Raw genomic sequence first — 25510 nt, 5'->3', positions numbered from 1 at the left:
ACAGTCGCCGTAAAGGAACCGGTGCTTATGACGCCGGTCGAGTGCCGCACTGCGTCGGAGTGAACACAATGTGGCGCCGCTTGTTGAATGCGGTCGCGAGCAGCCGGGTTTACATCCCCCAGTGCAGCAACAGCAGCACAAGAACCACCAGGAACACGGTCTCCCCCACCATCAGCAGGATCGGCTTGATACCGACGGCCGCCAGTTCCTTGAGCTGGGTTTTCATGCCCAGGGCGCTGATGGACACCACCAGGCACCAGCGCGACAGTTCATTGACCGCGCCCTGCACCGCCGGGACCACCCAGCCGGTGCTGTTGATGCAGGCCAGTATCAGAAAACCGACCGCGAACCACGGCAGTAGCGGCGGCCGTTTGCCGGTGGGATCGGCGCCTTGCATGCGGGTGATCATGGCGGCGCTGACGATTACCGGCAGCAGCATGGCGACGCGCATCAGCTTGACCACGGTGGCGGTGTCGCCGGTCTCGGTCGACATGCTGTAACCGGCCCCGACGACCTGGGCGACGTCGTGGATGGTGGCGCCGAGAAACACACCGGCCACTTGCGGCGACAAGGCCAGCCAATTGGCGATCATCGGATAGACGATCATCGCCAGGGTCGACAGCGCCGAAACCCCGATGACCGTGAACAAGGTAGCCCGCTCTTTCTGCGGATGGTTGGGCAATGCCGCTGCCAGTGCCAACGCCGCCGATGCCCCGCAAATCGCGGTAGCCCCGCCGGTGAGCATGCCGAACAGGCGCTGGAACCCCATGGCCTTGGCCGCAATCACCGAGACACTAATGGTCACGACCACCAGAATCACCACCAAAGCCACCGGTTTCCAGCCCAGCGCGGCCATCTGTTCCAGGGTGATGCGCATGCCCAACAGCGCGACGCCGATGCGCAACACGCTGCGAGCGGTGAACTCGATGCCGGCCTTGCAGGCGCCGTCACCCGCCAGAAAGTTGAGCGCCATGCCCAGCAGCAACGCGAACAGCATCACCGGGGCGCCGTAATGCTCGGACAAAAACGACGCGGCGGCGGCCACGATCAGACTGACAATGAACCCCGGTGCCAATTCGCGGGTGCGGCTATGGATACGGGTAAGAGCAATGGCGCTCATGGCGCGGACTCCTCGGAAATGATGATGAACGCCTGGTCGTTGATGATCTCGACCGGGTAGTGGGTGACCTTGACCTGGGTGGAATTGAGCAGGTAGCCGCTGAGCAGGTCGAAGCGCAGGCCGTGGGCGCGGCACTGGATCACCCGGCCCTCCAGGCGCCCGCCACAGAGCGAGGCGCCCTGGTGCGGGCAGCTGTCGTCGATGGCGAACAACTGCCCGTCGACGTTGAACAGCGCCAGGCTTTTGTCTTCGAATTCGAACAGCGCACGGCCACCGGCCTGCGGGTGTTTGCCGGCCGGTACGGGGATACGTCTGGTCATGCCGGTTGCCGCTCGTGCTCACTCTCGTTAAGCGCTTCGCTCATGGCCCCGAGCAGCGCCTGCGCGGGTTGTGCACCGATCACCGTCAAACGGCGGTCGAACTGAAAGCCCGGTACGCCACTGGTCGCCTCGGGGGATCCGGCAAAGGGCGTGGCATCGCCCTTCAGGCAATCGAGCACGCTGTCCGTATCGACGCCGCAGGAGCGGGCAATGGCGAGCAAGGTCTCTCGGCAACCCAGGTTTTCGCCTTTGCGGAAATAAGCGGCGAACAATCGTTCGAGCAGCATTTCACGCTGAGTGGCATTGCCCCGTGCGCTGACTCGCTCGAACAAACGATGGGCATCAGCGGTGTTGGGCATGGTCTCGATACGGCTGAAGTCGATGGTCAGTCCAACCGCCGAGGCAGCCTGCTTTACCTGGGCCTGGCGAATGGTCACCGCATCGGCATTGCCCAAGCGCTTGCGATAGAAATCGGCGAAGGGTTCACCTTCCACGGGCAACTGAGGCAGCAACTGCACCCCATGCCACACCGTGGTGATCTGCACGTCCGGATAGCGACTGCGAAACTGCACTTGCGCATGCTCCAACTGGCGTTTGCCGATCAGGCACCAGGGGCAGATGAAATCGAAAAACACATCAATGGATAAGCGACGACTCACAACTTCACCTCTAACCCGGCTGCATTGACAGGATCAGGCACGTGCTGACCCTGAAGGCGGGCAATATCTCTGTGGTAATGACACTTGGCATAAAAGAACACCGCGGCTGCCCCGAGGCTGACCAGAGGCACCCACTGGAAGGCCGCGTGCAGGCCGATCAGGTCGGACACCCTGCCGGTGATGAACGGCCCCGGCGCCAGGCCGAGCATGTTGTTGGCCAGGGTCAGGGTGGCGAACGCTGTGCCATGCAATGAATACGGGGTCAGGTTGGCCACCATCGCCCCGGCAGGACCGGTAGTGCCGGCGGCGATCAACATACCGAGGCAGATCAACGCCAGTTGCGCAGGCCCCGCCGGCAGGGCGAACGCCGCCGACAACAGCAGGCAACTGCCCAGGCAATAGGCAATGGCCAGGGCCACCTTGCGCTCCGGTGATTGCCGGCACAGGCGATCACTGAGCATGCCGCACAGAATCATCCCGGCACCGCTGCACAACACGATGATGGCCGCCATGCCTCCAGCTTTGTCCGTGCCCATTTCGTAGTAGCGATTGAGGTAACTGGGCATCCACACGATCACGGTGCCGCCGACAAACAATTGCAAGCCGCTGCCGACATAGGTCGCGATCACCGAGCGGCTGGAAAACAGCGTGCGCAACGGTTGCCTGGCCTTGGCGGCAGCCATGTTGGCCATGCGCTTCGGTGCGATGCGGGCTTCCTTGACAATGACCGGATACAGCACCGCCAGCAGCAGGCCAAACAGCGCCATCCCGGCAAACGACCAGCGCCAGCCCAGCTTGGCAGCGATGGCTCCACCCAAGGCCATGCCCAACACGGAGCCGAACATGCCACCCGCCATGAAGGCGCTGGCCAGGGTGGCCCGCATGTGTTTGGGAAACACGGAAATCACCACGGCGATACCGACACTGCCGTAAGCCGCTTCTCCGACCCCGACCATGAACCGGGCAATGAACATCTGCTGGTAATCCTGGGCCAGGGCACAACCCAGAGTGGCCACACTCCACAACAGCGCCATCAGGGCGAGGCTTTTGACCCGGCCGAAGCGGTCCGCCAGCAACGACAGGGGAAACGTCAGCAGGCCGACCATCAGGGCGACAACGCCACTGAGCAAGCCGAGCTGACCATCGCTCAAGGACCACTCGCCCTTGAGCATCGGGAACACCGCGTTCAGTACCTGACGCGACATATAGTCGGAAATCAACAGGCCGAACGTCAGTGCAAAGACGATCCAGGCATATTTGCGCGCAACGCCGACGCCACTGCAGTCGTCATCGTCCGCGGCGATTGGATGAAAGGCCATGCAGCCTCCTCAAAGCTTCGTTTTATTGTTGTTATCAAGCGTGTTGCATGCAGTGAGCGAGAGGCCAACGACCTCTCGCCGCCACTGCCGGTCAGCCGCGCTGCGGCACACCCTTTTGCCCGGCCTTGCGGTTGGGGGCCATGCCGTTGGCCAACAGGGTTTCTTCGATGCTTTGGTATTGCACACCAATGCGATAGATCTCACGGGCTTCTTTGCCGGTGGCGATTTCGCGACCCAGTTCATGGGCGATGCGCACGGTTTGCTTGATCTGTGCGACCGAGCCGAAACGTTCGCCCTTGTGATCAATAATAGTGTCTTCGTTGCCCACGCGCGGGTGCAGGCCCATAGACATCGCCATGGTGTTGAACGGCAGCACGTTCTTGAGCAGCGATTCAGAGGTCAGGGTGCAGCCGTCCGGAACACGGTGGATGAAGTTGAAGAAGTTGAACGGGTTCGGGCCGTCGAAACCGCCACCGATGCCAATCCAGGTCAGGTTCAGCGGGCCCTTGTAGATGCCCTTGCGTACCAGACGTTCGAGGGTTTCATAGGCATGAATCCCGGTTAGCTGGAAGTGTGGCTGGATGCCGTTTTCCGTCAGGCGCTTGAGGTGCTCGGCCACCCAGGCCGGACCGGCCGGCACGGTCATTTCGCTGTAGGCGGCCTGGAACAACGGATTGGCCAGGGAGGTGCCTTCCAGGTATTGCGGATACAGCAGCTCCATGATGTTCATCTGGGTGGTGTTGATCGCCACCGTGACCTGATCCGGTTTTGGCGTCAGCTCGGCCAGCATGTGGCGAGTGTCGTCGGACAGCCACTTGGCTGCTTCGCCATCGCTTTCAGGGGCGAAGGAAATCGAGCCGCCAACCTGGATGATCATGTCCGGCACGGCTTCGCGCACACCGGCGATCAGCTCGTTGAACTTGGACAGACGCTTGGACCCCTTGCCATCGAGTTCGCGCACGTGCAGGTGCAGGACCGTGGCACCGGCTTCGTAGCACTCGACCGCTTTTTGCACCTGCTCGTCCATGGTCAGCGGAATGTCTTCGGGGAAGTCTTCCGGCATCCATTCCGGGCCGTAGGGGGCCACGGTAATGACGACCTTTTCCATGTTTTCGGGGTGCAGGGAATCGTCGAAGAATTGCATGGTTTACTCCTGTTTTTATGATTGTCCCGTCCACCCGGGATCGTGCCGGGCAGACGTGTTTACGAGTGCGTATGCAGAAGGGGTCGATCAGTAAGTCTTGTTGCCGATGATCCCGGCGCGTTCCATCTTGCGATGGCACGGCGGGTAATCCATGACGGCGTAATGCTGGGTACTGCGGTTATCCCAGATGGCCACGCTGTTGGGCTTCCAGCGCCAGCGAACTTGATACTCCGGGATGTACGCCTGGCTGATCAGGTAGCGCAGCAGCTCGCTCGCGCCAGGGTTGGCGTCCTGGCCGAAACGCACCCGCTCGGGGGTGTGGTAGTTGCTGAAATGGGTGGTGAAGGCGTTGACGAACAGCACCTTCTCGCCGGTTTCCGGGTGGGTGCGCACCACCGGGTGCTCGGCGTCCGGATACAGGGCCTTGAGCGCCAGGCGTTTTTCGAGAGGCATGGCCGCGCCAAAGCTCGCTTCGATGCTGTGGCGGGCACGCAGGTCGGCAATCTTCACCTTCACGTCATCGGGCAGGTTGTCGTAAGCCTCGACCATGTTCGCCCACATGGTGTCACCGCCGACCGGCGGACACTCCACGCAACGCAGCACGCAACCCATGGGCGGTGCATCGCGCCAGGTGGCGTCGGTGTGCCAGGCATTTTCGTAGCGATCCATCGGTTGGTCCGGTTTTTTGTAGATCTGCACCAGGCCGGGGTGATCCGGATCACTGCCGGCCACCGGATGATCCTCCAGCTCGCCGAAGCGCCGGGCGAACGCCACGTGCTCGGCACGACTGATGTTCTGGTCGCGCAGGAACACCACACGATGGGTGAGCAACTGGGCCCGAATCTCGGCAAAAAGACCCTCGTCATGGATCGCGTCGGCAAGATTGACGCCGATCAGTTCCGCACCAATGTTGCAGGTCAATTGTTCGACTTTCATGGCAGCGGACTCCCTTAAATGACGAAAATCGACGAGCCAGTGGTCTTGCGCGATTCCAGGTCCCGGTGGGCCTGAACGGCATCCTGCAAGGCGTAGTGCTGGTTGATCTCGATCTTGATCCGGCCATTGCCGACGTGGTCGAACAGTTCACCGGCCAGGGCCGCTTTTTCCGCAGGGTCGGCGATGTAATCGGCCAGCGCCGGGCGAGTCAGGAACAGCGAGCCTTTCATCGCCAGCATCACCGGGTCGAACGCCGGGATCGGGCCGGAAGCCGTACCGACGCAGACCATCAGGCCGCGGCGCTTGAGCGAATCGAGCGAGCCCATGAAAGTGTTCTTGCCGACGCTGTCGAACACCACGTTGACACCGACACCGTCCGTCAGCTCGCGAACCCGCTGGGCGACATCTTCATGGCTGTAATTGATGACATGGTCGCAGCCATGGGCCCGGGCGATTTCGCCCTTGACCTCGGTGGATACGGTGCCGATCACGGTCAGGCCCAGCAGCTTGGCCCACTGCGAAACGATCAGGCCGACCCCACCGGCGGCAGCGTGCAGCAAAATGCTGTCGCCGACCTTGAAATCGTAGATGCGCCGCATCAGGTACGACGACGTCAGGCCGCGCATGGTCATGGCCGCCGCGGTCTCGAAACTGATGGTTTCCGGAAGTTTGATCAGCGGTGCCGCCGGGATCAGACGCTCGGTGCTGTAAGCCCCCAGCGTGTTGAGAAACCCGGTATAGGTGACGCGATCACCCACTTGTACATTGGTCACCCCTTCGCCAACGGCCTGGACCACGCCGGACGCTTCGACCCCCATGCCGTTCGGCATCGGGATTGGGTAAGTGCCGTTGCGAAAGTAGGTGTCGGCATAGTTCAGGCCGACCGCCACGTGACGAAGACGAACCTGGCCCGGGCCCGGGTCCCCCACTTCGACCTCTTCGTAACGAAGCACCTCGGGACCACCGGTTTCGTAAAAGCGAACGGCTTTGGCCATTTTTTCTTATTCTCCAATCTGCATTTTGGCGAGTGCGTCGAATTGCGCTGATTGGACTGTAGGTCTGCGGCTCAGTCATCGCTTCTCATCAGACGACAACGGCTTTTCATTTCATGACAGGCGTGGGGCTTGCCGGGAGAATCACAGCGGCCATTGCGGCGGTGCGGGCTTGCTCGTCTTCTGCTTCTCGCGGTCAGTCACTTTGTCTCCTTCGGCTCCTGGGCAGGTGCCGAATACCATTTCTCCCTCGGCACCCACTTCTCTTCCCGCGGGTCGCCGAAATAGTGCGGCGACATGATTTGCACACCGTACTCGTTGAACACATCCTGGATATTGGCGTGCAGCATGCTGAGCAATTCGGCACGCGGGCGCGGCTGGCTGGGGATGGCCTGGGCCACGAGGCGATACTCCGGGTAGAAGTCCGACAAAGCGGTCTGAAACACTTGAGGCGTGGGCACTGCGAGAATCCCGGCGGTGCGTCTGGCGGCCTCCAGCAGCATGGCTTCGACCTGCCGCCACGGCGTGTCGTAGCCGATGGTCACCACCGTATCGACCACATAACCGGCGCCCTGCACGGTCCGCGAATAGTTCTTGGTGACCGAGTTGGTGATCATCGAGTTGGGCAAGGTCAGCACCTCGCCCAGGCCGGTACGGATGCGCGTGGTGAACATGCCCAGCTCGGTCACCGTGCCTTCGTATTCGCCGATGCGCACGAACTCCCCCGGTCGCAGGGTGCGTGTGTAGGTCAGAATCAGCCCCGACGCCGCCTGGCCAACCACACTGGTGGCGCCCAGGGAAATCATCAGGCCGATCAGCACCGACAAGCCCTTGAATGCATCGGTACCCGCCCCCGGCAAGTATGGATAGGCCATGGCCAACGCAAATAACCAGATCGCCAGGGACATCAGCCGGGTGGTCGGCTGCAGGGTTTCTTCATTCAGCCAATTCAAGATGCCGGGGCCGGCCATGCGCCGCAACACTCGCTTGCTGAATGCGCTGACGCCCCGGGCAATGAAGAAAATCATCAGGGCCACGCCCAGTCCGGGAATCGCACTGATAATGCTTTGGAACAGGTAGGTCGCGACCTCCAGCAGGTAGTTGTTGAGGCTTTCGCCCCACGGCCGGGTGTAGGGAAAACGCGACAGGACAAATCCCAGCCATTCATAGGTCAACAGCAACACCACCAACCAACGCAGAAACCACAACACACGGCTGACCAGCGGGTAGAGGAAATTGGCATCGATGAGCTGCACGCGTCCCACGCTCAACGCCTGGGTGTGCCGATGCATCAACGCCGGTAGTTTTTTCAACAATTTGAGCCGCAGGTAAACCATGCCCCACAGCAGCGCGAAATAAAGGGTGGTGGCCAGCGTGACGGCGATCAACGCCCTGAGAATCAGCCGCAGGCTGCGCGCTTCCTGGGTTTCAGCGACTACCTGACGCAGGTTCTGCGCCGCTTGCTCGGCGGTCTCCAGGACTGACGCGGTGCCCAGGCTGTCGACGTCTTTGGGGGAGACAATGAAAGCGCGCCGGGTGCCCAACAGCACCAGGTAACTGTTCTGGACCGGATCGATGCTGACGTTGACATCGTCGGCTTCATCCAGCGCCTCGCGGATCACCGCGCCAGCGCGTTTGACCCGCGATTGCGGCGGTTCTCCAAGTACCGTGGCACGGAACACCATGACACTGCGGTTGGCCACTTTGAGTTCGGCGGACACATCCGAGGCCTTGGGTGCATCCTCGGCCCACAGATGCACCGGGCTCAATAAACAGAAAACGGCGATGACGACGGTGAGTACCCTGATGCGCATGCTGAGTTCCTTCCCGCACAGGTTCAGAGTAATGGCTGATTTTCATCCTGGGGCCGATCCTCCACCCACTGCCAGAACAACTGATAGCCGACCGCAAGCACCACCGGGCCGATGAACAAGCCGAGGATGCCGCTGGTGACCATGCCGCCCAGGGCACCAATCAATATCACCGGCATCGGCACATCCACGCCGCGCCCCAGCATCAAGGGCTTGAGTACATTGTCCACCAGCCCCGCAACGAACACATAAATGGCGAACACGATGGTGCCGGTATTGGGGCCTTCGGTGGCGAACACATAAACGATGACCGGGATGGTAATCAGCGTCGCCGGCAGCTGCATGATCCCCAGCAACAATATCCCCAGTGCCAGCAACCCGGCGGCAGGCACGCCCTTGAAGACAAACCCCAGGCCCACCAGCAACATCTGGATAAAAGCGATGCCGACCACCCCGAGCGCCACGGCACGGATGGTTGCGGTGCACAGTGCCGCGATGCTCGGCCCTCTGTCCGGGCCGCTGATACGCGAGGCGATCTGGATCGCGCTACGGTTGCCGGCTTCACCGTAGGCCATGAAGATACCGGCGATAATCAGCGCAAAGATGAAAATGAGAAAGCCCATGCCGAGTCCGGCCAGTTTACTCAGCAGCCCCAGGCTGATGCCTTTGATTTGCGGAATGTACTTCACGGTCAGGCTTGGCAAGTCGTTGGCTGCCTGCAACCACAGGGCCGATATGGGTTTGCCCACCAGTGGCCAGGTGGCGACGGATTCGGTCGGAGGGGGAATTTGAAAGCCTTGGGTCTTGACCGTGGTGATGGTGTTCTGCACCGAGTCGGCAATCGAGGAGCCCAACAGATAGACCGGCACCATCAGGATCGCGATGGCGACGAGCACGATCAGGGTCGCAATGAATCCATCCTTGTGCCCAAGGGGCCCCCTGAGCCGCGTTTGCAACGGGTAAAGCGTGATCGCCAGGATCAACGACCACAACATCAAGTCGCGAAACGGTCGGAAAATCTCGAAGCAAAACAGCACCATGACGACAATCAGTCCGGCGCGGATCATTACGTCAAGCAGGCCGCGGGACAAGGTTTTCACTGTGATCGATGTGGGCACCATGGCTGTCTCCTCACGGTTCGCCGTGAAGTGGGCGAATCTGTTAGCCCAGCATAGACGCACATTGCACGGCGCGAAGGTTCAACGCAGCTTCAGTGGATCGACCATGTTCGCCGCAATGGCCATGCCCACCAGGTCCGGTAACGTGCTGGCCTGCATACGTTTCATGACGCGCGAGCGATACAGATCGACGGTCTTTGCACTCACCCCCAGTTGCTCGGCGATTTCGCGGGTGGTGTAACCCTGCACCAGAGGCAACATGACGTCGCGTTCCCGTGGAGTCAGGGTCAGCAAGCGTGCCTGCAAGGCCTGATTGCCGGACCGCTGCGTGGCGCAACTGCTCAGTGCCTGCTGCACGCTGTCGAGCAGCAACTGCTCGTTGTAGGGTTTTTCGATGAAGTCATGGGCGCCGGCCTTGAAGGCACGGACCACGATTGGCACATCGGCGTGGCCGCTGACGAAAATGATCGGCAGGTTCAGCTCACGCACGCGCATTTCTTCCTGTACGTTCAACCCCCCCATGCCGGGCATGCGCACGTCGAGAATCACGCAGGCATCGAGACTGGCGTCGCAGGCATCGAGGAACTCGACACCACTGGTAAACGGCAAGGCCTTGAGACCGACCGACTCCAATAACCACACTGTTGATTCGAGCATGCCCTGGTCATCGTCGACCACATACACCACGTGCTCCGTCGCACCTGCCATTACGTTATTCCTGTTGTTGTTTTGTTGGACCGGCAAGCGGCAGGCGGCAACACATCAGCAACCCGACAGGCTGGCGCCGGGCCTGCAGTTCGCCACCGAAACCCTCGATGATGCTGCGGCTCATGGACAAGCCGAGCCCCAGGCCATCGGCCTTGCTGGTGTAGAACGGGGTAAAAATCTGCTCCAGTTCGGGCTCGCCGACCCCCGGCCCCTGGTCTCGCACACTGATTTCCAGGGTGCCACCACTGCCCTGCTCCACCGCCATCACGATCAGCGAAGGCTGGCCAGGATGTTGCTCGCGATTAGCGTCGATGGCATTGCGCAGCAGATTGAGCAACACCTGCTCAAGCAACACGCGGTCGGCATAAACGGGCGGCAGATTATCCGGCAGTCGATCCTCGATTGTCACTTGGCAATTGCTCGCCTCCCAGGCACACAAACGCACCGATTCACGGGCGACTTCGGTCAGGTTCAGCGCCTGCATGCGACGCTGCCCCTTGCGCAGAAACGCGCGCAGACGCCGGATCACTTCAGACGCATGGGTGGCGTGATGGGTAATGCGTTCCAGGCCTTGCGCCACCCTGGCGGCCGCCTGGGGATTGCTGCCCAGGGTCTGCAAATAGCGTTGGCTCGCATTGGCGTAATTCACCACGGCAGCCAGTGGCTGGTTGATTTCATGGGCAATTCCCGAGGCCAGTTCGCCCAGCGTCACCAACCGCGCGGTGTGCGCCAGCTCATCCTGATGGCGACGTTGTTGCACTTCGCGCAGTTCCCTTTCGGTCATGTCCCGTGCCACCAGCGAGTAATAGCGCTCGCCGCCGGCAGAACGGTGCGCCAGCAACACCAGCGACACGGGCACCGATGTGCCGCCGCCAGGCGGCTGCAAGCGCGCATCGGTGCTCCAGACGCCATCGCGTTCGGCGCTGCTCCAGCCGTCACGTTGCAGGCGCCCCAGGTCGCTACTGGCGAACAACTCGGCCAGGGCTGGCATCGCTTGCTGCTCATCGATGCCGAGAATGCGCCGCGCCGCCGGGTTGAGGTAAGTGACTTGGCCCTTGGGGTCGATGAACAGCACCGGATCGGTGTTGGCCTCCACCACCTCGGCCAGTCGTCGCTTGTTTTCCTCGGCCTGCACCCGCGCCGTGATGTCCCTGGAGACGCTGACCACTTCGACCACCGCTCCGGTGTAGGTCTCGCGTATCGCGCGGCAGGCGGTTTCGAACCACAGGTAATGCCCGTCGCGATGGCGGATGCGATAGGTCATCGTGTGATATCCATCCTGCTCCAGCGCATCGCGCGCGCGCTGAACCAGGCTGGCCAGGTCCTGCCCATGGAACAGGCCTTGGGCCATTTGCCCGCGCAATTCCTCGGGCCAGTAGCCGAGCAAGGTCCAGGACGCGGGCGAGGCATCGAGAAAGCGCCCGTCCGGCGTGTGCCGGGAAATCAGGTCAGTGGTGTTTTCGATGATCAGCCGGTACAGCCGGCGAGCGGTGGCCGCTTCCCGTTCTGCCAGCACCTGGGTCGTGGCGTACCGGCAACGGGCGAGCACGCGGTTGTCCTGGGGATCGGGGATGAAGGTCCAGATCAGTATTTGCTCTTCGAACTGTGCCTCGACGCCTTCGATGGCACGTTGCTGATCCAGGCATGCGCGCACCAACACACGATGATTGACCGGTAAAAAGCCCAACACATCGGTCAACGGCTTTTCGGCAAGCAAGGCCAATAGCGCCGCGTTGAACTCCAGCGGTCGGCCCTGTGCATCGAGCAACAGGCTCGGTTGCGGATCATGGCCCAGCAACGGCGAACCGCGCAGCATGCCATTGACGCTGGTCAGCAATGTCGTCAACAAGTCCTGCACCCAGCCCAGCCAGTCGAGACTCACACCCTCGCGCACTTCCACCAGCAACAACCCGGCCTGCCCCGGCTGCAGGGCCAGATCGAACACCTGGCCATGGCTGATGGCCGCTCGACGCAATCGGCCCGACAACCAGCAGTCGAGTTGACGGACTTGAGCCAGATCCAGACGCCCGGCTTCGACCAGATGCTCAAACAGCAACTGATCGCTGGCCAGCGCCGGGTCGCCCTGGCCCGGCGGAAAGTGCTGGGCCGAGCCCTCGTGACCGTAGATCCGCGCACCGGGCTGCCAACTGAGATAAACCGCACGCTGCACTTCCGGGCAATCCTGAAGGGCACGACACAACGCATCGGCGCGGGCGGATAACGCCACGCCTTCGCGCTGCAGGCGCAACCAGCTGTGCAATCGAACGGGGGTCAGGGTCATCGCGGGTCCACTTTGTCAGGAAAACCAAGCATATACCGGCTTTGGAGGTGCGGCGGCATTGATTTGGATCGGAAAGAATTAAATATAGTAGAACTACTATACGCCCTAGGTTGTACTTCCATACGTATAGCTGGATGTTATATAACGTACTCCGGACATCAAGGTGCCCTCAGCGACTGCCTCGCGAGTTCACCCATAGAGCTAACAATAAGCCACCGAGTACCCGAAAATGTCGATCTATGAGCAAGGGTTAGACCCTTCGGCTGTCAATCACATTGCCCTGTCTCCGCTCAGTTTCATCGAGCGCACTGCCAACGTTTATCCCCACTACCCCGCCGTCATCCACGGCTCGATCCGCCGTACCTGGGCGCAGACCTACGCCCGCTGCCGGCGACTGGCCTCTGCTCTGGCCGGTCGCGGCATCGGCAAGGACGACACGGTGGCGGTGATGCTGCCCAACATTCCCGAGATGCTAGAGGTGCATTTCGGCGTGCCGATGATCGGTGCCGTGCTCAACCCGCTCAACGTTCGTCTGGATGCCGAGGCCATCGCCTTCATGCTCCAGCATGGCGAAGCCAAGGTGTTGATTACCGACCGTGAGTTCCACAACGTGATCCGCGCAGCGATCGGCATGCTCGATCACCCGCCGCTGGTGATCGACGTCAACGACCCGGAATACGGCGAAGGCCAGGCCGTCAGCGATCTGGACTACGAAGCGCTGTTGGCCGAAGGCGATCCGGATTTCGCCTGGAAATGGCCAACCGACGAGTGGCAAGCCATCTCCCTGAACTACACCTCCGGCACCACCGGTAATCCCAAGGGCGTGGTTTACCACCATCGCGGTGCCTACCTGAACTCACTGGGGAACCAAATGACCTGGGCCATGGGCAACCACCCCGTGTACCTCTGGACGTTGCCGATGTTCCATTGCAACGGTTGGTGCTACCCCTGGACCATCACCGCAATGGCCGGTGTGCATGTGTTCCTGCGCCGGGTCGACCCGCAGAAAATCCTGACGCTGATTCGCGAACATCAGATCACTCACCTGTGCGGTGCACCGATCGTGCTCAATGCCCTGGTGAACATGCCGGAATCGGCGAAAGCGGCCATCGATCATCCGGTCAACGCCATGGTTGCCGGCGCCGCGCCGCCCGCCAAAGTGATCGGCGCCGTCGAAGCGATGGGCATCAAGGTCACTCACGTGTATGGCCTGACCGAAACCTACGGCCCGGTGACGATTTGCGCCTGGCATGCCGAATGGGACGAGTTGCCCCTGGATGAGCGGGCGCAAATCAAGTCTCGACAAGGCGTGCGCTACCCGACACTGGAAGGCGTGATGGTCGCTGATTCGGCGACCCTGGAGCCGACCCCGCGCGATGGCCTGACCATCGGTGAGATCTTCATGCGCGGCAATACCGTGATGAAGGGCTACCTGAAGAACCCGTCCGCCACTGCCGAAGCGTTCGAAGGGGGCTGGTTCCACACCGGCGACCTGGCGGTGTGTCATCCCGACGGTTACGTCGAGATCAAGGATCGCCTCAAGGACATCATCATTTCCGGCGGCGAGAACATTTCCACCATCGAACTCGAAGGTGTGCTCTACCGTCATCCGGGTGTGCTGGAAGCTGCGGTGGTTGCCCGTCCCGATGAAAAATGGGGCGAAACGCCCTGTGCCTTCATCACACTCAAGACCGATCACCAGGACGTTTGCGAGGCAGACATCATCACTTTCTGTCGCGAACACCTGGCCGGCTTCAAAGTGCCGCGCACCGTGATCTTTACCCTGTTGCCGAAGACATCCACCGGCAAGATCCAGAAGTACGTGTTGCGCGACCGGGCCGCAGCGCTCTAACCCGAAACAACGATGTACCCCTCGGGCGGCAGGTGATCAACCTGCCGCCTCGGGTTCGTGCACGCCGAATTCGGCGATGCCGGGCCCACCACGGACCGATAACAAAAACAAAAGTGGAGCTACTGATGATCGACATCCATTCAACCGATACCCAACGTTGCGAACGCATTCGCAACAATCCCAAATTCCTTGAACTGGTGAGCAGTCGTTCGCGCCTGGCCTGGTCGTTGAGTGCCGCCGTGCTGGGCACTTACTACCTGTTCATGCTGATTGTGGCGTTTGCCCCGCAGTGGCTGCACGCGCCGCTCGGCGAGCACCGGATGTTGACGCTCGGCATGCCGGTAGGCGCGGCAATCATCGTGTTTTCCTGGCTGCTGACCGGCTGGTATGTCTACAGCGCCAATACGCGCTTCGATGTCCTGGGCGCCGCCATTCTCGAGGAGAGCAAATGATGACCCTGTTCAACAAGCTCATCCTCGGCACTCTCGGCCTGTTGCCGGCCTCGGTCGTACTCGCCGCACCGGCCCTCGGGGCGGTGGAAAAACAGCCGCTCAACCTGAATGCGATCGGCATGTTCTTCGTCTTCGTCCTGGGCACGCTGGCCATTACCTGGTGGGCGGCGCGTCAAACCCAATCCACCTCGGACTTCTACACGGCCGGCGGCGGTATCAGCGGCTTTCAGAATGGCCTGGCGATTGCCGGTGACTACATGTCGGCGGCCACCCTGCTGGGGCTTTCCAGCCTGGTGTTCGCCAAGGGCTACGATGGTTTCATTTATACCATTGGCTTCTTCGTCGGCTGGCCGATCATCACCTTCCTGATGGCCGAGCGTCTGCGCAATCTGGGGCGCTATACCTTCGCCGACATCGTTTCCTATCGGCTGGACCAGAACAAGGTGCGGATCTTCGCGGCCTTCGGTTCATTGACGGTGGTGTGCTGCTACCTGATCGTGCAGATGGTCGGTGCGGGTCAGCTGATCAAGCTGCTGTTCGGGCTCGACTACCCGGTGGCGGTGGTGATCGTCGGTGCGCTGATGCTGGTGTATGTGATCTTCGGCGGCATGATCGCCACCACCTGGGTGCAGATCATCAAGGCCGTGCTGTTGCTGGCCGGTGGCACCACCCTCGCGGTGATGGCGATGTCGCAGTTCGGTTTCAGCTACGAGACCCTGGCCGACAAAGCCGTGCAGGCCCACGCCAGCGGCTGGAACATCATGGGCCCGGGCTCGATGCTCGCCGATCCGATCAACACCGCGTCGATGTCCCTGGGCCTGGTGTTCGGCATCGCCGGCCTGCCGCACATTCTCATGCGTTTCTTCACCGTGCCTAACGCCAAAGAGGCGCGTAAATCGGTGTTCTACGCCACCGGCTTCATCGGTTTCTTCTTCCTGGTGGTGTGCACCCTGGGCTTTGCCGCGATGGTGATCATCGGCACCGATCCGCAGTACTACGTCAACGGTGAAGTCGGCGGCGCCCTGATTGGCGGCGGCAACATGGTGGCCATGCACCTGGCCAAAGCGGTCGGCGGCAACCTGTTCTTCGGCTTCCTTGCGGCAGTCGCCTTCGCCACCATCCTGGCGGTGGTGTCCGGGCTGGCACTGGCCGGTGCTTCGGCGATCTCCCATGACCTCTACGCCACCGTGTTCAAGAAGGGCAAGGCCAGCGAGAAACAGGAAATGCGCGTCACACGCATGGCCACGGTAGGCCTGGGCATCATCGCGATTCTGCTGGGCATTCTGTTCGAGAAGATGAATGTCGCGTTCCTCGTGGGCCTGACCTTCGGCATCGCCGCGTCGACCAACTTCCCGGTGCTGATCATGGCCATGTACTGGAAAGGCCTGACCACCAAAGGCGCGATCATCGGCGGTTTTGCCGGCCTGGTTTGCGCGCTGGTGCTGGTGATCCTCTCGCCAGCGGTCTGGGTCACTGTGCTCGGTCATGCTCACGCGATCTTCCCGTATGACCACCCGGCGCTGTTTTCCATGCCGCTGGCGTTCCTGGTGATCGTCGTGGTGTCCAGGCACGACCGCAGCGTGCGCGCCGAGAAGGAGCGTGATGCCTTCGCCGACCAGTTTGTCCGCGCCCAGACCGGTCTCGGTGCCGCCGCCGCTTCCAGTCACTGATCGAAAAGGCACGGCCCGCCCATGCGGCGCCGTGCCCGTTGCACAACCGTCCCAACGAGGTTCACGTTATGCCCCAATTCAATGCCCCGCTGCGCGACATGCGCTTTGTGCTGCATGAAGTATTCGACGCCCCGGCCCTGTGGGCGCGCCTGCCGGCCCTGGCCGACAGCGTCGACGCCGATACGGCCGACGCCATTCTTGAAGAGGCGGCGAAAGTCACCTCGCACTTGATTGCACCACTCAATCGCAGCGGTGATGAAGAAGGCGCGCAGTGGCATGAAGGCCAAGTCACCACGCCCATCGGCTTCAAGCAGGCTTACACCACCTACATCGAAGGCGGTTGGGTGGGTTTGTCCGGTAATGCCGAGTTCGGCGGTATGGGCATGCCGAAAATGCTTGCGGTGCAGTTCGAAGAGATGCTCTACGGCGCCAACTCGAGCTTTGCACTGTATTCGGCCTTGAGTTCCGGTGCCTGCCTGGCGCTGGATGCCCATGCCAGCGAGACCCTGAAAAACCTCTATCTGCCGCCGATGTATGAAGGTCGCTGGGCCGGTTCCATGTGCCTGACCGAAGCCCACGCCGGCACCGACCTGGGGCTCATCCGCACCCGCGCCGAGCCTCAGGCCGATGGCAGCTACGCCATCACCGGCAGCAAGATTTTCATCACCGGTGGCGATCAGGACCTGACTGAAAACATCGTGCACCTGGTGCTGGCCAAGCTGCCGGATGCGCCGGCTGGCCCGAAAGGCATCTCGCTGTTTCTGGTGCCGAAAGTGCTGGTCAATGCCGACGGCTCCCTGGGCGCCGGCAATGCCGTGAGCTGTGGTTCGATCGAACACAAGATGGGCATCAAGGCGTCGGCCACCTGCGTGATGAACTTCGACGGCGCCAGCGGCTGGTTGATCGGTGAAGCGAACAAGGGCCTGGCGGCGATGTTCACCATGATGAACTACGAACGCCTGTCCATCGGCATTCAGGGCATCGGTTGTGCCGAGGCGTCCTACCAGAGCGCCGTGGCATACGCCCGCGAACGCATTCAGAGCCGCTCGCCGACCGGTGCCATGGCCCCGGGCAAGGCAGCCGACCCGATCATCGTTCACCCTGACGTGCGTCGCATGTTGCTGAGCATGAAAGCCATGACTGAAGGCGGCCGCGCGTTCGCCAGTTATGTCGGGCAGCAACTGGACCTGGCGAAGTTTTCCGACGATGCCTGGGAACGCGAAAGCGCACAGGACCTGGTCGCGTTACTGACACCGGTGGCCAAGGCGTTTTTTACCGACACCGGGCTGGAAAGCTGTGTCAACGGCCAGCAAGTGTTCGGTGGCCATGGCTACATCCGCGAATGGGGCCTGGAGCAGTTGGTGCGTGACGTGCGCATCGCGCAGATTTATGAAGGCACCAACGGCATCCAGGCGCTGGACCTGCTCGGCCGCAAAGTGCTGGCCGACAAGGGGCTGGCGCTGCGCCAATTCACCGGGGAGATTCGCCGCTTTGCCACCCAGCCGAACGCCCCCTATGCCGCTCAACTGCTCGACGCGGTGCGATGCCTGGAGGAACTGAGCGACTGGCTGCAGGATCGCGCGGCGACCAATCGCAACGAAGTCGGAGCCGCTTCGGTGGAATACCTGCACCTCTTCGGATATGTCGCCTACGCCTGGCTCTGGGCACGGATGGCTCAGGTCGCCCAGCAAAAACGCAATGAAGACGAAGGTTTTTATGGCGCGAAAATCGCCACCGCCGACTTCTACATCCACCGCCTGCTGCCACGCATCTTGAGCCTGGAGCAATCCATTCGCGCTGGCAGTGGTCCTTTGTTCGGCTTGAGCGCCGAACAGTTCTGACGTTTTCACCAACGCGGCGTCAGCTCCTCTCATTTTGGCGCCGCGTTTTTTATTCATAAGCCCTTGCCGCCATGGCGAGGGCCGCTGTGCCCGTCATTTCAACAATAAAAAAACAAAGGGGCTTCATCATGGACCGCAATACCTGCACCCTCTCGACCCGACTGCTGCTTGCCGGCGGTATCATCAGTCTCTCGGCTCCCGCCTCTGCTGACTTCGTCAAGGACAGCAAGGCCAGCCTCGAGCTGCGTAACTTCTACTTCAACCGCGATTACCGCCAGGACAACGCTGCGCAATCCAAACAAGAGGAATGGGCGCAAGGTTTCCTGCTGCGCTATGAGTCCGGTTTTACCGAAGGGTTGATCGGTGTCGGTTTCGATGCCATCGGCCTGCTGGGCGTCAAGCTCGATTCCAGCCCTGATCGCGCCGGCTCCGGCCTGCTCAAACGCCATAGCGACACAAGCAAAGGCGCTCAGGACGAATACGGCGAAATGGGTGTGACGGCAAAGCTGCGTGCATCCAAAAGCACGCTGAAACTCGGCACGTTGCTGCCCAAGGTGCCGACGGTATTGGCCAACGACTCACGGTTGTTGCCACAAACGTTCGAAGGCGGTCAGTTGACCTCGATGGAAATCGAAGGCCTGACCATCGATGGTGGACGGCTGACACAGGTCAATCAGCGCGACTCTTCGAACTATGAAGACATGGGCATTACCCGAACCGGCGCCAAGGGCATCACCAGTCGCCATTTGACGAGCGACAGCTTCGACTTCGCCAGCCTGAGCTACAAGTGGACCAGTAATCTGACCACCGGGTATGCCTACGGCCACCTCGATAACTTCTATGACCAGCACATGGTCAACCTGACTTACCTGCTGCCAGTGACCGCTGGCCAGTCATTGAAGACGGACCTGCGCTTTGCCCGTTCGACCGACGATGGCGGCAGCAATATCGACAACAATGCGTTCGGCGCCATGTTCACCTATAGCCTGGGCGGCCATGCCTTCGGCCTGGGCTATCAAGGCATGAGCGGTGACACCGGGTTTGCCTATATCAACGGAGCCGATGCATTCCTGGTGAACTTCGTCCAGATCGGCGACTTCGCCAGCAAGGACGAGCAGTCCTGGCAGGCGCGCTACGACTACAACTTCGCAGCCGTCGGCGTGCCCGGCCTGACCTTCATGACCCGCTACATCAACGGTTCCAACATTGACCTGGGCAGCAATCGGCCCGAAGGCAAGGAATGGGAGCGCGATACCGACATTGGCTACGTGGTCCAGAGTGGCCCGTTGAAGAATGTCGGGGTGAAATGGCGCAACGCGACCGTGCGCTCGAGCCACTTTGGCAGCGACCTCGATGAAAACCGCTTGATCCTCAGCTACACCTTACCGATCTGGTAAACCCCGAAATGTCGTTCCCACGCTTGCGTGGGAACGACAAACGCAGCCCCCCTCGAAAAACATTTCTGACACAGCACACCGATTCAATATTCCCGGCTGAATCTACGCAATCATGCACGCCTCGTTTCCCGTCAGCCCGCAAGGAAACTGCATTGCAAGATCATCGAATCGGACCGTGCTTCTGGTTTTCGCTACTGGCCACCGGCATCACCGGGACCGCCCTGGCAGACGAACCGACATCAGGCTTTCTCGACGGTGCGTCGCTGGAAGTGCTCAGTCGCAACTTCTACCTCAACAGCGATTACCGTTCCCCCTCACCGACGGGCAAAAGCTATAAAGCCGAATGGGCTCAGGGCTTTATCAGCTCTTTTGAATCCGGATTCACACCGGGGACCGTGGGTTTTGGCCTCGACGCCCATGCCTTCCTGGGCGTGAAACTGGACAGCGGAAAGGGCCGTTCCGGAACCGGCCTGTTGCCGGTCGACAGCGACGGGCGTAGCGCCAGTGACTACTCCAGCGGTGGTGGTGCAATCAAACTCAACCGGTCGAAAACCACGCTGTCCTTCGGTGAAATGACAGTGGAAACCCCGGTGTTCGACACCTCAGACAAGCGCCTGCAACCGGAATACGCCACGGGTTTTCTGCTCAACAGCCGCGAAATCGACGGAATGAACCTTACTGCCGGCCACTTCACCGCCTTCAAGAACCAGGACAGTTCCTCAAGCAAGGGCAATTTTTCCGGTTACGGGGCCAATACCGACGCGGGCGGGATCTCGTTCGCCGGCGCCGACCTGTTCACACAGAGCCCTGTCGGCGGCGCACTGTACGCGTCAGAGCTGACGGACACCTGGTACCAGTACTACGGCAACCTGCACCTGAAACAGCCGGGGCTATTCCTCGACGCGAACATCTACCACACCCGGCAAACCGGTCAGGCGCTGGCCGGCGCCATCGACAACACCGCCTACAGCCTGTCAGGCAAATACACGCTCGGAGCCCACGGTTTCACCCTGGCGTATCAAAAAGTCCAGGGCGACACACCCTTCGATTTTGTCGGCGGCGATTCGATCTACCTCGCCAACTCGATCAAGTACGCCGACTTCAACGGCGCGGGTGAACGCTCGTGGCAGGCACGTTACGACCTCGACTTGAGCACCTTTGGCGTGCCCGGCCTGAACTTCATGACCCGCTACGTCAAAGGCACCGGCATCGATGGCACCCATGCGCCCCAGGGCGGCGCCTACAACCCCTTCGACCCGTCGCTGGGTGAGTACGTGCCGCAACAAGGCGATGGCGGACGCCACTGGGAACGCGACATCGACCTGCGCTATATCGTGCAGTCCGGTTCCGCCAAGGGGTTGAGCCTGCAGGTGTCCCATGTGTCGCACCGCGCCAACGCTGCCCAGGGCGGTGACGACATCGACAGGCTTTACGTGGTCATCCAGTACCCGCTGAATTTCGGGCCCTTCTGAGTGGAAAATGGCGGAAGGTAGCCGGAGTCGAACCTGCCCGGGAACGGATGCCGTCCCCCACCGGGTTTGAAGCCCGGCCGCGCCACCGGGCGCGATTACCTTCCTTGAAACCTGCTACGGGCGCCTGGCCAACACGTTGTCGGGGCGAATCTGGCGCCGGTCGCCAACCCGTCGGGTCAGCCCCAGGCGGTCGAAGTATTCGAGAATCTGGATACTGCGCTTGCGCCCCAGGCCCACTGCATCGCGAAACGCCGACACCTGGATCACCGGGTTGTCGTCGGCCAGTTGCAACAGCATAGCCGCCAAACGGCGGATCATCGCATCGGTGTAGAAGAGGTCGCGGACCACCTGGTGCAGTAACCCCAACCGGGCCATTTTGCGCAGGAGCAGCCGCACCGTAGCTTCGTCATGGGGCAAGTCGCGCACCCACGGCGGATCGAAACCGGCTGTTTCGAACAAGGGCTGCAACGCTTGCCACAGGGCCTCGTCCGCGTCGCTCAAGCGCACTTGATGGCCAGGCAGATGCAGCCACGGCCCGCTGCTGGCGATGGCGCCACTGGCCAGCAGTTCGTCAAGCAGGCAGATGAACGTCGGACGATCAAGCACCGTGGCGCTGAATCGACGCAGGCGATCACGGTCCGGACCCATCTGGTCCGGCTCCAGTTCGTGAAAGCGCGCCAGTTGTTCCAGCAAGCGTGTTTTCAGCCCTTCCCAGCGCGCCGCGCTGAACAGCAAAGACCCTTGGCGGGTGTCGATCAGACGCACGTCCGCAGGTAACACCCAGGTGTCGTGGGGGCGATTGAATTGACGCTCAAGACGCACCGAGTCCAGCCCCGTTTCGCCGTGGGCCAGTAATGCCGGCAGGCAGTACTCCAACTCATTGTGCGTGGCCAGGGCGCGTAACTGCGCCAGTCGCTCGGGGCTGCGTCGTTGCCGATCGGGCGCGAACGGGTCGAGCACCCGGCCACCGCCTAGGGTGCGTTGTGCGCTCTGGTCACGCAGGATCAGCGGATCGCCCTTGACTGCCTGCACCGGCGCATTGAGCAGCAGTTGCGCGAACATCCGTGCGCCCGGCACCAGGCTGGTGCCCTCCAGCAACGCCACACGCCCGGTTACGTCCTGGGTGCCGAGATGAACGTGCACCGGTTGAAAGTGCTCGAAAGCGCGCGGTTCGCCGGGCAACAGACGCAGGTCGATATCGATTCGCCGGGTCGGGGCATACAGCCATTCGGCGCACAGCCACTGACCTCGGTGAATCTGCTCCAGCGCCAGGCGTTCGGCACTGATGTTCAAGGCAACACGCTGGCCGGCCAGGGCGACCTCGGCCACTTGATTCTGCGCATGCAGGCCGCGCACCCGCACCGGTTTGCCGAGGGGGCCGAGCATCAACGTATCGCCCACCGCCACCTGCCCGGACAGCGCCGTGCCGGTGACCACGATACCCGCGCCCGCCACGCTGAACGCCCGATCGATCCACAGGCGAAAACCACCTTCGTGGCTGCGTTGAACGACCTCGCGTTGCACCTTGATCAAGGCCTGACGCAGGGTGTCGATGCCCTGCCCGGTCACGCTCGACAGCACAATCTGCGGCGCATCGGCATAAGGGCCGGGCGCCAGCAAGGCGTTGATCTGCTCGCAAACGTCTTGCACCCGAGCCCCATCGACCCGGTCGCATTTGCTGATTGCCACCAGCGCCCGGGGGATGCCCAGCAGTTCGACGATGGCCAGGTGCTCGCGGGTTTGCGGCATCACCCCGTCGTCGGCAGCCACTACCATCAGCACCAGATCGATGCCCTGCGCTCCGGCCAGCATGTTGTGGGTGAAGCGCTCATGACCGGGGACGTCGATAAAACCGGTGAGGCCGGCGCCCGGTTCCAGCGCGGCATAGAGGTAACCGAGGTCGATGGTCATGCCTCGCTCACGCTCTTCCCGGCGTCGGTCGCCGGCCTGCCCGGTCAGTGCCTGGAGCAATGCGGTCTTGCCGTGATCAATGTGCCCTGCGGTGCTGACGATCACTGTGCTGCTTCTCCTGCTTGCAACTGGCCGAGTTGCGCCAACCACGCCGGCTCGTCGTCCAGTTGCCGCAAGTCCAGCCACAAGGCGTCGTCGTCGATGCGCCCGAGCACCGGAATCGGCAGGCTCCGCAGGTGCTCTTCCAGACCGTGCAGCCAACGACCGCGCAGACGTTTGGAGCAGTTCGGCCGCAGGCACAGCGCCGCACTCGGCAAGCGCGCCACCGGTTGGCTGCCGCTGCCGATCATGCCCAGCGCCGGCACTGCACTGACGCCCCAGGCAGCGCCCAGCACCTGCGCCAGGGGCGGCAACAGGCGTTGGGCCTGGGCGAAGATATCCGCCTGGGGTCGGGTCAGCAGCCGCAGGCTTGGCAGCCGCTCGGCCAGGCGATCCGGGTTGCGGTACAGGCCGAGCACGGCTTCGAGGGCGGCGAGGGTCAGTTTGTCGACGCGCAGCGCTCGTTTCAGCGGGTTTTTCTTGATCCGTGCAATCAGCTCTTTGCGGCCGACGATCAAGCCAGCCTGGGGGCCGCCGAGCAGTTTGTCGCCGCTGAAGGTGACGATGTCTGCGCCGTCGAGCAACGCCTGGCGCACCGTCGGCTCGGCCGGCAGGCCCCAGCGCGTGAGGTCCAGCAAACTGCCGCTGCCGAGGTCCTCCAGCAGCGGCAAGCCATGCCGGTGCGCCAGTTGCGCCAGCTCTGCGGTGGGTACGCGGGTGGTGAAGCCCTGGATGTTGTAGTTGCTCGCATGCACGCGCATCACCAGACCACTGCGCGGGCCGATGGCGGCTTCATAGTCACGGGCGTGGGTACGGTTGGTGGTGCCGACTTCATGCAGTTTGACCCCGGCGCGGGCCATGATGTCCGGGATGCGAAAGGCGCCGCCAATTTCGATCAGCTCGCCCCGGGAAATGATGCCTTCCTTGCGCGCGCCGAGGCTGTTGAGGGTGAGCAGCACCGCGGCGGCATTGTTGTTGACCACGGTCACCGCTTCGGCGCCGGTCAGCTCGCGGATCAGGCCTTCGATCAGATCGTCGCGGTCGCCGCGCTTGCCACTGTGCAGGTCAAACTCCAGATTCAGCGGATAACGCGCGGCCATTTGTACGGCATCTATGGCTTCTTCCGGCAGCAAGGCGCGCCCCAGATTGGTGTGCAGCACCGTGCCGGTGAGATTGAACACCCGGCGTACATGGCTGCGATGCTGGCTGGCCAGTCGCTCACCCGCCCTGCCCGCCAGCACTGGCGGGGCGAGTTCAACGGCGTCGAGTTGTCCGGCCAGCACCGGTTCGCGCAAGTCGTCGAGCAACTGCCGCAGGCTGGCGAGCAAGGCATCGCGCCCATAGCGTTCGGCCAAAGGCTGACACGCCGGGTCGCGTAGCAAGCTGTCGATGGAGGGCAGGCGCAAGGCTGGGCTGGCGGATCTGGCGGACATCAGGCGCTCCGGCAAAGGTTGACCGCCTGAGTGTAGACGTTCGCTTCAGTCGCCTCCGGGGGCCAGCAGCAGATTGGGCGCCGGCCGCTGAAAGCCTTCCTGCTCCAGGCGCATGTCGAGCATCAGGCTGCTCAAGTCGGCGGACAGCGCTTCGCCTTCGGCGTCGCACTCCAGATAGATCTGCTTGAGGTAACTCTGGCAGCCGGGGCAGGTTTCGGCGCGCAACGGCGCTTTGTCGGCGGCATGCCGGTCGCTGTCGAAGCTGACGTATCGCAGGCCCTTGCTTTGCTCGCAATACACGCACTTGACCCGCACCACGTGCCATTCACAGGCGCACAGCGAGCACACCAGATAGCGCAGGCCGTTGTATTTGCCACGATGGCGAATCACCCCGGCCATGGCCGGTGATCCACAGGCCGGGCACTGGTTGAGGCTGGTGCCGGGCTTCAGGGCGAGGTTTGGCGTCGTCAGCAACCAATGACTCCACGCGGCCTGCAATGCCGCGCCGAGAAACGGCACCAGGGCCGCCGGCAGCAAGGAGAACTGACCGCTGACCAACGCCAGCGCCCAGGTCTTGAGCTGCCCGGCGCTGGCGTTGCGCAATGTCGTCACGGCCTGCTCCATCGGTGATTGCGCTGCGGGTTGATAGCCTTGCAACAAACCGTGCAGCCAGGGCAACCAGGCGTCTTCGCGCACCAGGCTGTCGGCGGCGAACGGAGGCAAGCCGTGTTCCAGGCAGCGCTGGACACGCTGCGGGTCCGGCACGGCCGCGTCGGGCGGATCATCCATCAGACGCTGCTGCGCGTGACACAATTCGGCAATCAGGCGCAGGTACTCGGCCAATGGATGCCCTTCTGCCAGACGCTCCAGGCGCAGCGCGCGCAAGGTGAACAGGTTGGACGGTGGCAGGTGCAGAAACGGCGGTGCCGTGGCCGCCGCTTCGATCTCTCCTGGCTCCAGAATGGTGGCCAAATC

20 protein-coding genes and 1 tRNA gene are annotated in these 25510 nt (G+C 62.0%); 6 read left to right on the top strand and 15 right to left on the bottom strand.

All coding sequences use genetic code 11. The features are described from left to right. Window positions 1–109: 109 nt before the first annotated feature. From ACX3YD_RS29995 to ACX3YD_RS29945, 11 genes are all read right to left on the bottom strand, one after another. The gene (locus ACX3YD_RS29995) at window positions 110–1120 is read right to left on the bottom strand and encodes a YeiH family protein (RefSeq protein ID WP_103405504.1); all 1011 of its coding nucleotides are present in this window, start codon (window positions 1118–1120) and stop codon (window positions 110–112) included. Further along, on the bottom strand, window positions 1117–1440 hold the full coding sequence (locus tag ACX3YD_RS29990; RefSeq protein ID WP_458961795.1) for a Rieske (2Fe-2S) protein: 324 nt from the start codon (window positions 1438–1440) through the stop codon (window positions 1117–1119). The genes ACX3YD_RS29995 and ACX3YD_RS29990 overlap by 4 nt, the downstream gene beginning before the upstream one ends. Beyond that, on the bottom strand, window positions 1437–2099 hold the full coding sequence (locus ACX3YD_RS29985) for a DsbA family oxidoreductase (protein WP_458961794.1): 663 nt from the start codon (window positions 2097–2099) through the stop codon (window positions 1437–1439). The genes ACX3YD_RS29990 and ACX3YD_RS29985 overlap by 4 nt, the downstream gene beginning before the upstream one ends. Then, the gene (locus ACX3YD_RS29980; protein WP_458961793.1) at window positions 2096–3418 is read right to left on the bottom strand and encodes an MFS transporter; all 1323 of its coding nucleotides are present in this window, start codon (window positions 3416–3418) and stop codon (window positions 2096–2098) included. The genes ACX3YD_RS29985 and ACX3YD_RS29980 overlap by 4 nt, the downstream gene beginning before the upstream one ends. Window positions 3419–3509: 91 nt before the next feature. Beyond that, window positions 3510–4562, bottom strand: coding sequence for a beta-keto acid cleavage family enzyme (locus ACX3YD_RS29975; RefSeq protein WP_103405507.1), 1053 nt, complete (start codon window positions 4560–4562; stop codon window positions 3510–3512). Between the two features lie 87 nt (window positions 4563–4649). Further along, a complete protein-coding gene (locus ACX3YD_RS29970; RefSeq protein WP_458961792.1) occupies window positions 4650–5498 on the bottom strand; it encodes a TauD/TfdA dioxygenase family protein in 849 nt (282 codons plus the stop codon). A 14-nt stretch (window positions 5499–5512) separates the two neighbouring features. Continuing rightward, a complete protein-coding gene (locus tag ACX3YD_RS29965) occupies window positions 5513–6493 on the bottom strand; it encodes a quinone oxidoreductase family protein (protein ID WP_458961791.1) in 981 nt (326 codons plus the stop codon). 197 nt (window positions 6494–6690) lie between these two features. After that, complete coding sequence (locus ACX3YD_RS29960) at window positions 6691–8304, bottom strand: mechanosensitive ion channel family protein (RefSeq protein ID WP_458961790.1); 1614 nt, start codon at window positions 8302–8304, stop codon at window positions 6691–6693. Between the two features lie 23 nt (window positions 8305–8327). Next, the gene (locus ACX3YD_RS29955) at window positions 8328–9422 is read right to left on the bottom strand and encodes an AI-2E family transporter (RefSeq protein WP_458961789.1); all 1095 of its coding nucleotides are present in this window, start codon (window positions 9420–9422) and stop codon (window positions 8328–8330) included. 78 nt (window positions 9423–9500) lie between these two features. Continuing rightward, entirely contained in the window at window positions 9501–10127 is a 627-nt protein-coding gene (locus ACX3YD_RS29950; RefSeq protein ID WP_103405511.1) for a response regulator transcription factor, read from the bottom strand. 4 nt (window positions 10128–10131) lie between these two features. Next, window positions 10132–12408: a PAS domain-containing sensor histidine kinase gene (locus ACX3YD_RS29945; RefSeq protein ID WP_103405512.1), complete on the bottom strand. Its 2277-nt coding sequence runs from the start codon at window positions 12406–12408 to the stop codon at window positions 10132–10134. 229 nt (window positions 12409–12637) lie between these two features. On the opposite strand from ACX3YD_RS29945, the gene ACX3YD_RS29940 reads away from it, so the two are divergent. The 6 genes from ACX3YD_RS29940 to ACX3YD_RS29915 all read left to right on the top strand — a co-directional run bounded on the left by ACX3YD_RS29940 (window position 12638) and on the right by ACX3YD_RS29915 (window position 21092). Continuing rightward, window positions 12638–14260: an acyl-CoA synthetase gene (locus ACX3YD_RS29940; RefSeq protein ID WP_047528872.1), complete on the top strand. Its 1623-nt coding sequence runs from the start codon at window positions 12638–12640 to the stop codon at window positions 14258–14260. A 125-nt stretch (window positions 14261–14385) separates the two neighbouring features. Further along, window positions 14386–14712 (top strand): DUF485 domain-containing protein, encoded by a 327-nt coding sequence (locus tag ACX3YD_RS29935; protein WP_052193517.1) that lies wholly within the window; start codon window positions 14386–14388, stop codon window positions 14710–14712. Continuing rightward, on the top strand, window positions 14712–16382 hold the full coding sequence (locus ACX3YD_RS29930) for a cation acetate symporter (protein ID WP_458962099.1): 1671 nt from the start codon (window positions 14712–14714) through the stop codon (window positions 16380–16382). The genes ACX3YD_RS29935 and ACX3YD_RS29930 overlap by 1 nt, the downstream gene beginning before the upstream one ends. Before the next feature lie 68 nt (window positions 16383–16450). Next, a complete protein-coding gene (locus ACX3YD_RS29925; RefSeq protein ID WP_458961788.1) occupies window positions 16451–18223 on the top strand; it encodes an acyl-CoA dehydrogenase C-terminal domain-containing protein in 1773 nt (590 codons plus the stop codon). Window positions 18224–18351: 128 nt separating this feature from the next. Then, entirely contained in the window at window positions 18352–19620 is a 1269-nt protein-coding gene (locus ACX3YD_RS29920; RefSeq protein WP_047528866.1) for an OprD family porin, read from the top strand. A 194-nt stretch (window positions 19621–19814) separates the two neighbouring features. Continuing rightward, window positions 19815–21092 (top strand): OprD family porin, encoded by a 1278-nt coding sequence (locus tag ACX3YD_RS29915; RefSeq protein ID WP_458962098.1) that lies wholly within the window; start codon window positions 19815–19817, stop codon window positions 21090–21092. 8 nt (window positions 21093–21100) lie between these two features. Here the strand turns inward: ACX3YD_RS29915 and ACX3YD_RS29910 are convergent. From ACX3YD_RS29910 to fdhE, 4 genes are all read right to left on the bottom strand, one after another. Continuing rightward, window positions 21101–21196, bottom strand: a tRNA-Sec gene (locus ACX3YD_RS29910). A gap of 10 nt (window positions 21197–21206) precedes the next feature. After that, window positions 21207–23108 carry a selenocysteine-specific translation elongation factor gene (gene selB / locus ACX3YD_RS29905; RefSeq protein ID WP_458961787.1) on the bottom strand — a complete coding sequence of 634 codons (1902 nt, stop codon included), beginning with the start codon at window positions 23106–23108 and terminating at the stop codon, window positions 21207–21209. Beyond that, window positions 23105–24535, bottom strand: coding sequence for an L-seryl-tRNA(Sec) selenium transferase (gene selA, locus ACX3YD_RS29900; protein ID WP_458961786.1), 1431 nt, complete (start codon window positions 24533–24535; stop codon window positions 23105–23107). The genes selB and selA overlap by 4 nt, the downstream gene beginning before the upstream one ends. 45 nt (window positions 24536–24580) lie before the next feature. Continuing rightward, a complete protein-coding gene (fdhE, locus tag ACX3YD_RS29895; protein ID WP_458961785.1) occupies window positions 24581–25507 on the bottom strand; it encodes a formate dehydrogenase accessory protein FdhE in 927 nt (308 codons plus the stop codon). Window positions 25508–25510 lie beyond the last annotated feature (3 nt).

Source organism: Pseudomonas fluorescens group sp. PF-1 (assembly GCF_054481335.1).
Note: the sequence above shows the minus strand (reverse complement) of the source record. Positions and strands in the feature narration are given on the sequence as shown.

Coding starts and splice junctions, on each gene's coding strand:
- ACX3YD_RS29945 (WP_103405512.1), bottom strand. CDS start 12,408: ATGACCCTGACCCCCGTTCGATTGCACAGCTGGTTGCGCCTGCAGCGC.
- ACX3YD_RS29925 (WP_458961788.1), top strand. CDS start 16,451: ATGCCCCAATTCAATGCCCCGCTGCGCGACATGCGCTTTGTGCTGCAT.
- ACX3YD_RS29950 (WP_103405511.1), bottom strand. CDS start 10,127: ATGGCAGGTGCGACGGAGCACGTGGTGTATGTGGTCGACGATGACCAG.
- ACX3YD_RS29920 (WP_047528866.1), top strand. CDS start 18,352: ATGGACCGCAATACCTGCACCCTCTCGACCCGACTGCTGCTTGCCGGC.
- ACX3YD_RS29930 (WP_458962099.1), top strand. CDS start 14,712: ATGACCCTGTTCAACAAGCTCATCCTCGGCACTCTCGGCCTGTTGCCG.
- ACX3YD_RS29940 (WP_047528872.1), top strand. CDS start 12,638: ATGTCGATCTATGAGCAAGGGTTAGACCCTTCGGCTGTCAATCACATT.
- ACX3YD_RS29990 (WP_458961795.1), bottom strand. CDS start 1,440: ATGACCAGACGTATCCCCGTACCGGCCGGCAAACACCCGCAGGCCGGT.
- ACX3YD_RS29960 (WP_458961790.1), bottom strand. CDS start 8,304: ATGCGCATCAGGGTACTCACCGTCGTCATCGCCGTTTTCTGTTTATTG.
- ACX3YD_RS29975 (WP_103405507.1), bottom strand. CDS start 4,562: ATGCAATTCTTCGACGATTCCCTGCACCCCGAAAACATGGAAAAGGTC.
- ACX3YD_RS29955 (WP_458961789.1), bottom strand. CDS start 9,422: ATGGTGCCCACATCGATCACAGTGAAAACCTTGTCCCGCGGCCTGCTT.
- ACX3YD_RS29935 (WP_052193517.1), top strand. CDS start 14,386: ATGATCGACATCCATTCAACCGATACCCAACGTTGCGAACGCATTCGC.
- selA (WP_458961786.1), bottom strand. CDS start 24,535: ATGTCCGCCAGATCCGCCAGCCCAGCCTTGCGCCTGCCCTCCATCGAC.
- ACX3YD_RS29980 (WP_458961793.1), bottom strand. CDS start 3,418: ATGGCCTTTCATCCAATCGCCGCGGACGATGACGACTGCAGTGGCGTC.
- ACX3YD_RS29965 (WP_458961791.1), bottom strand. CDS start 6,493: ATGGCCAAAGCCGTTCGCTTTTACGAAACCGGTGGTCCCGAGGTGCTT.
- ACX3YD_RS29970 (WP_458961792.1), bottom strand. CDS start 5,498: ATGAAAGTCGAACAATTGACCTGCAACATTGGTGCGGAACTGATCGGC.
- ACX3YD_RS29995 (WP_103405504.1), bottom strand. CDS start 1,120: ATGAGCGCCATTGCTCTTACCCGTATCCATAGCCGCACCCGCGAATTG.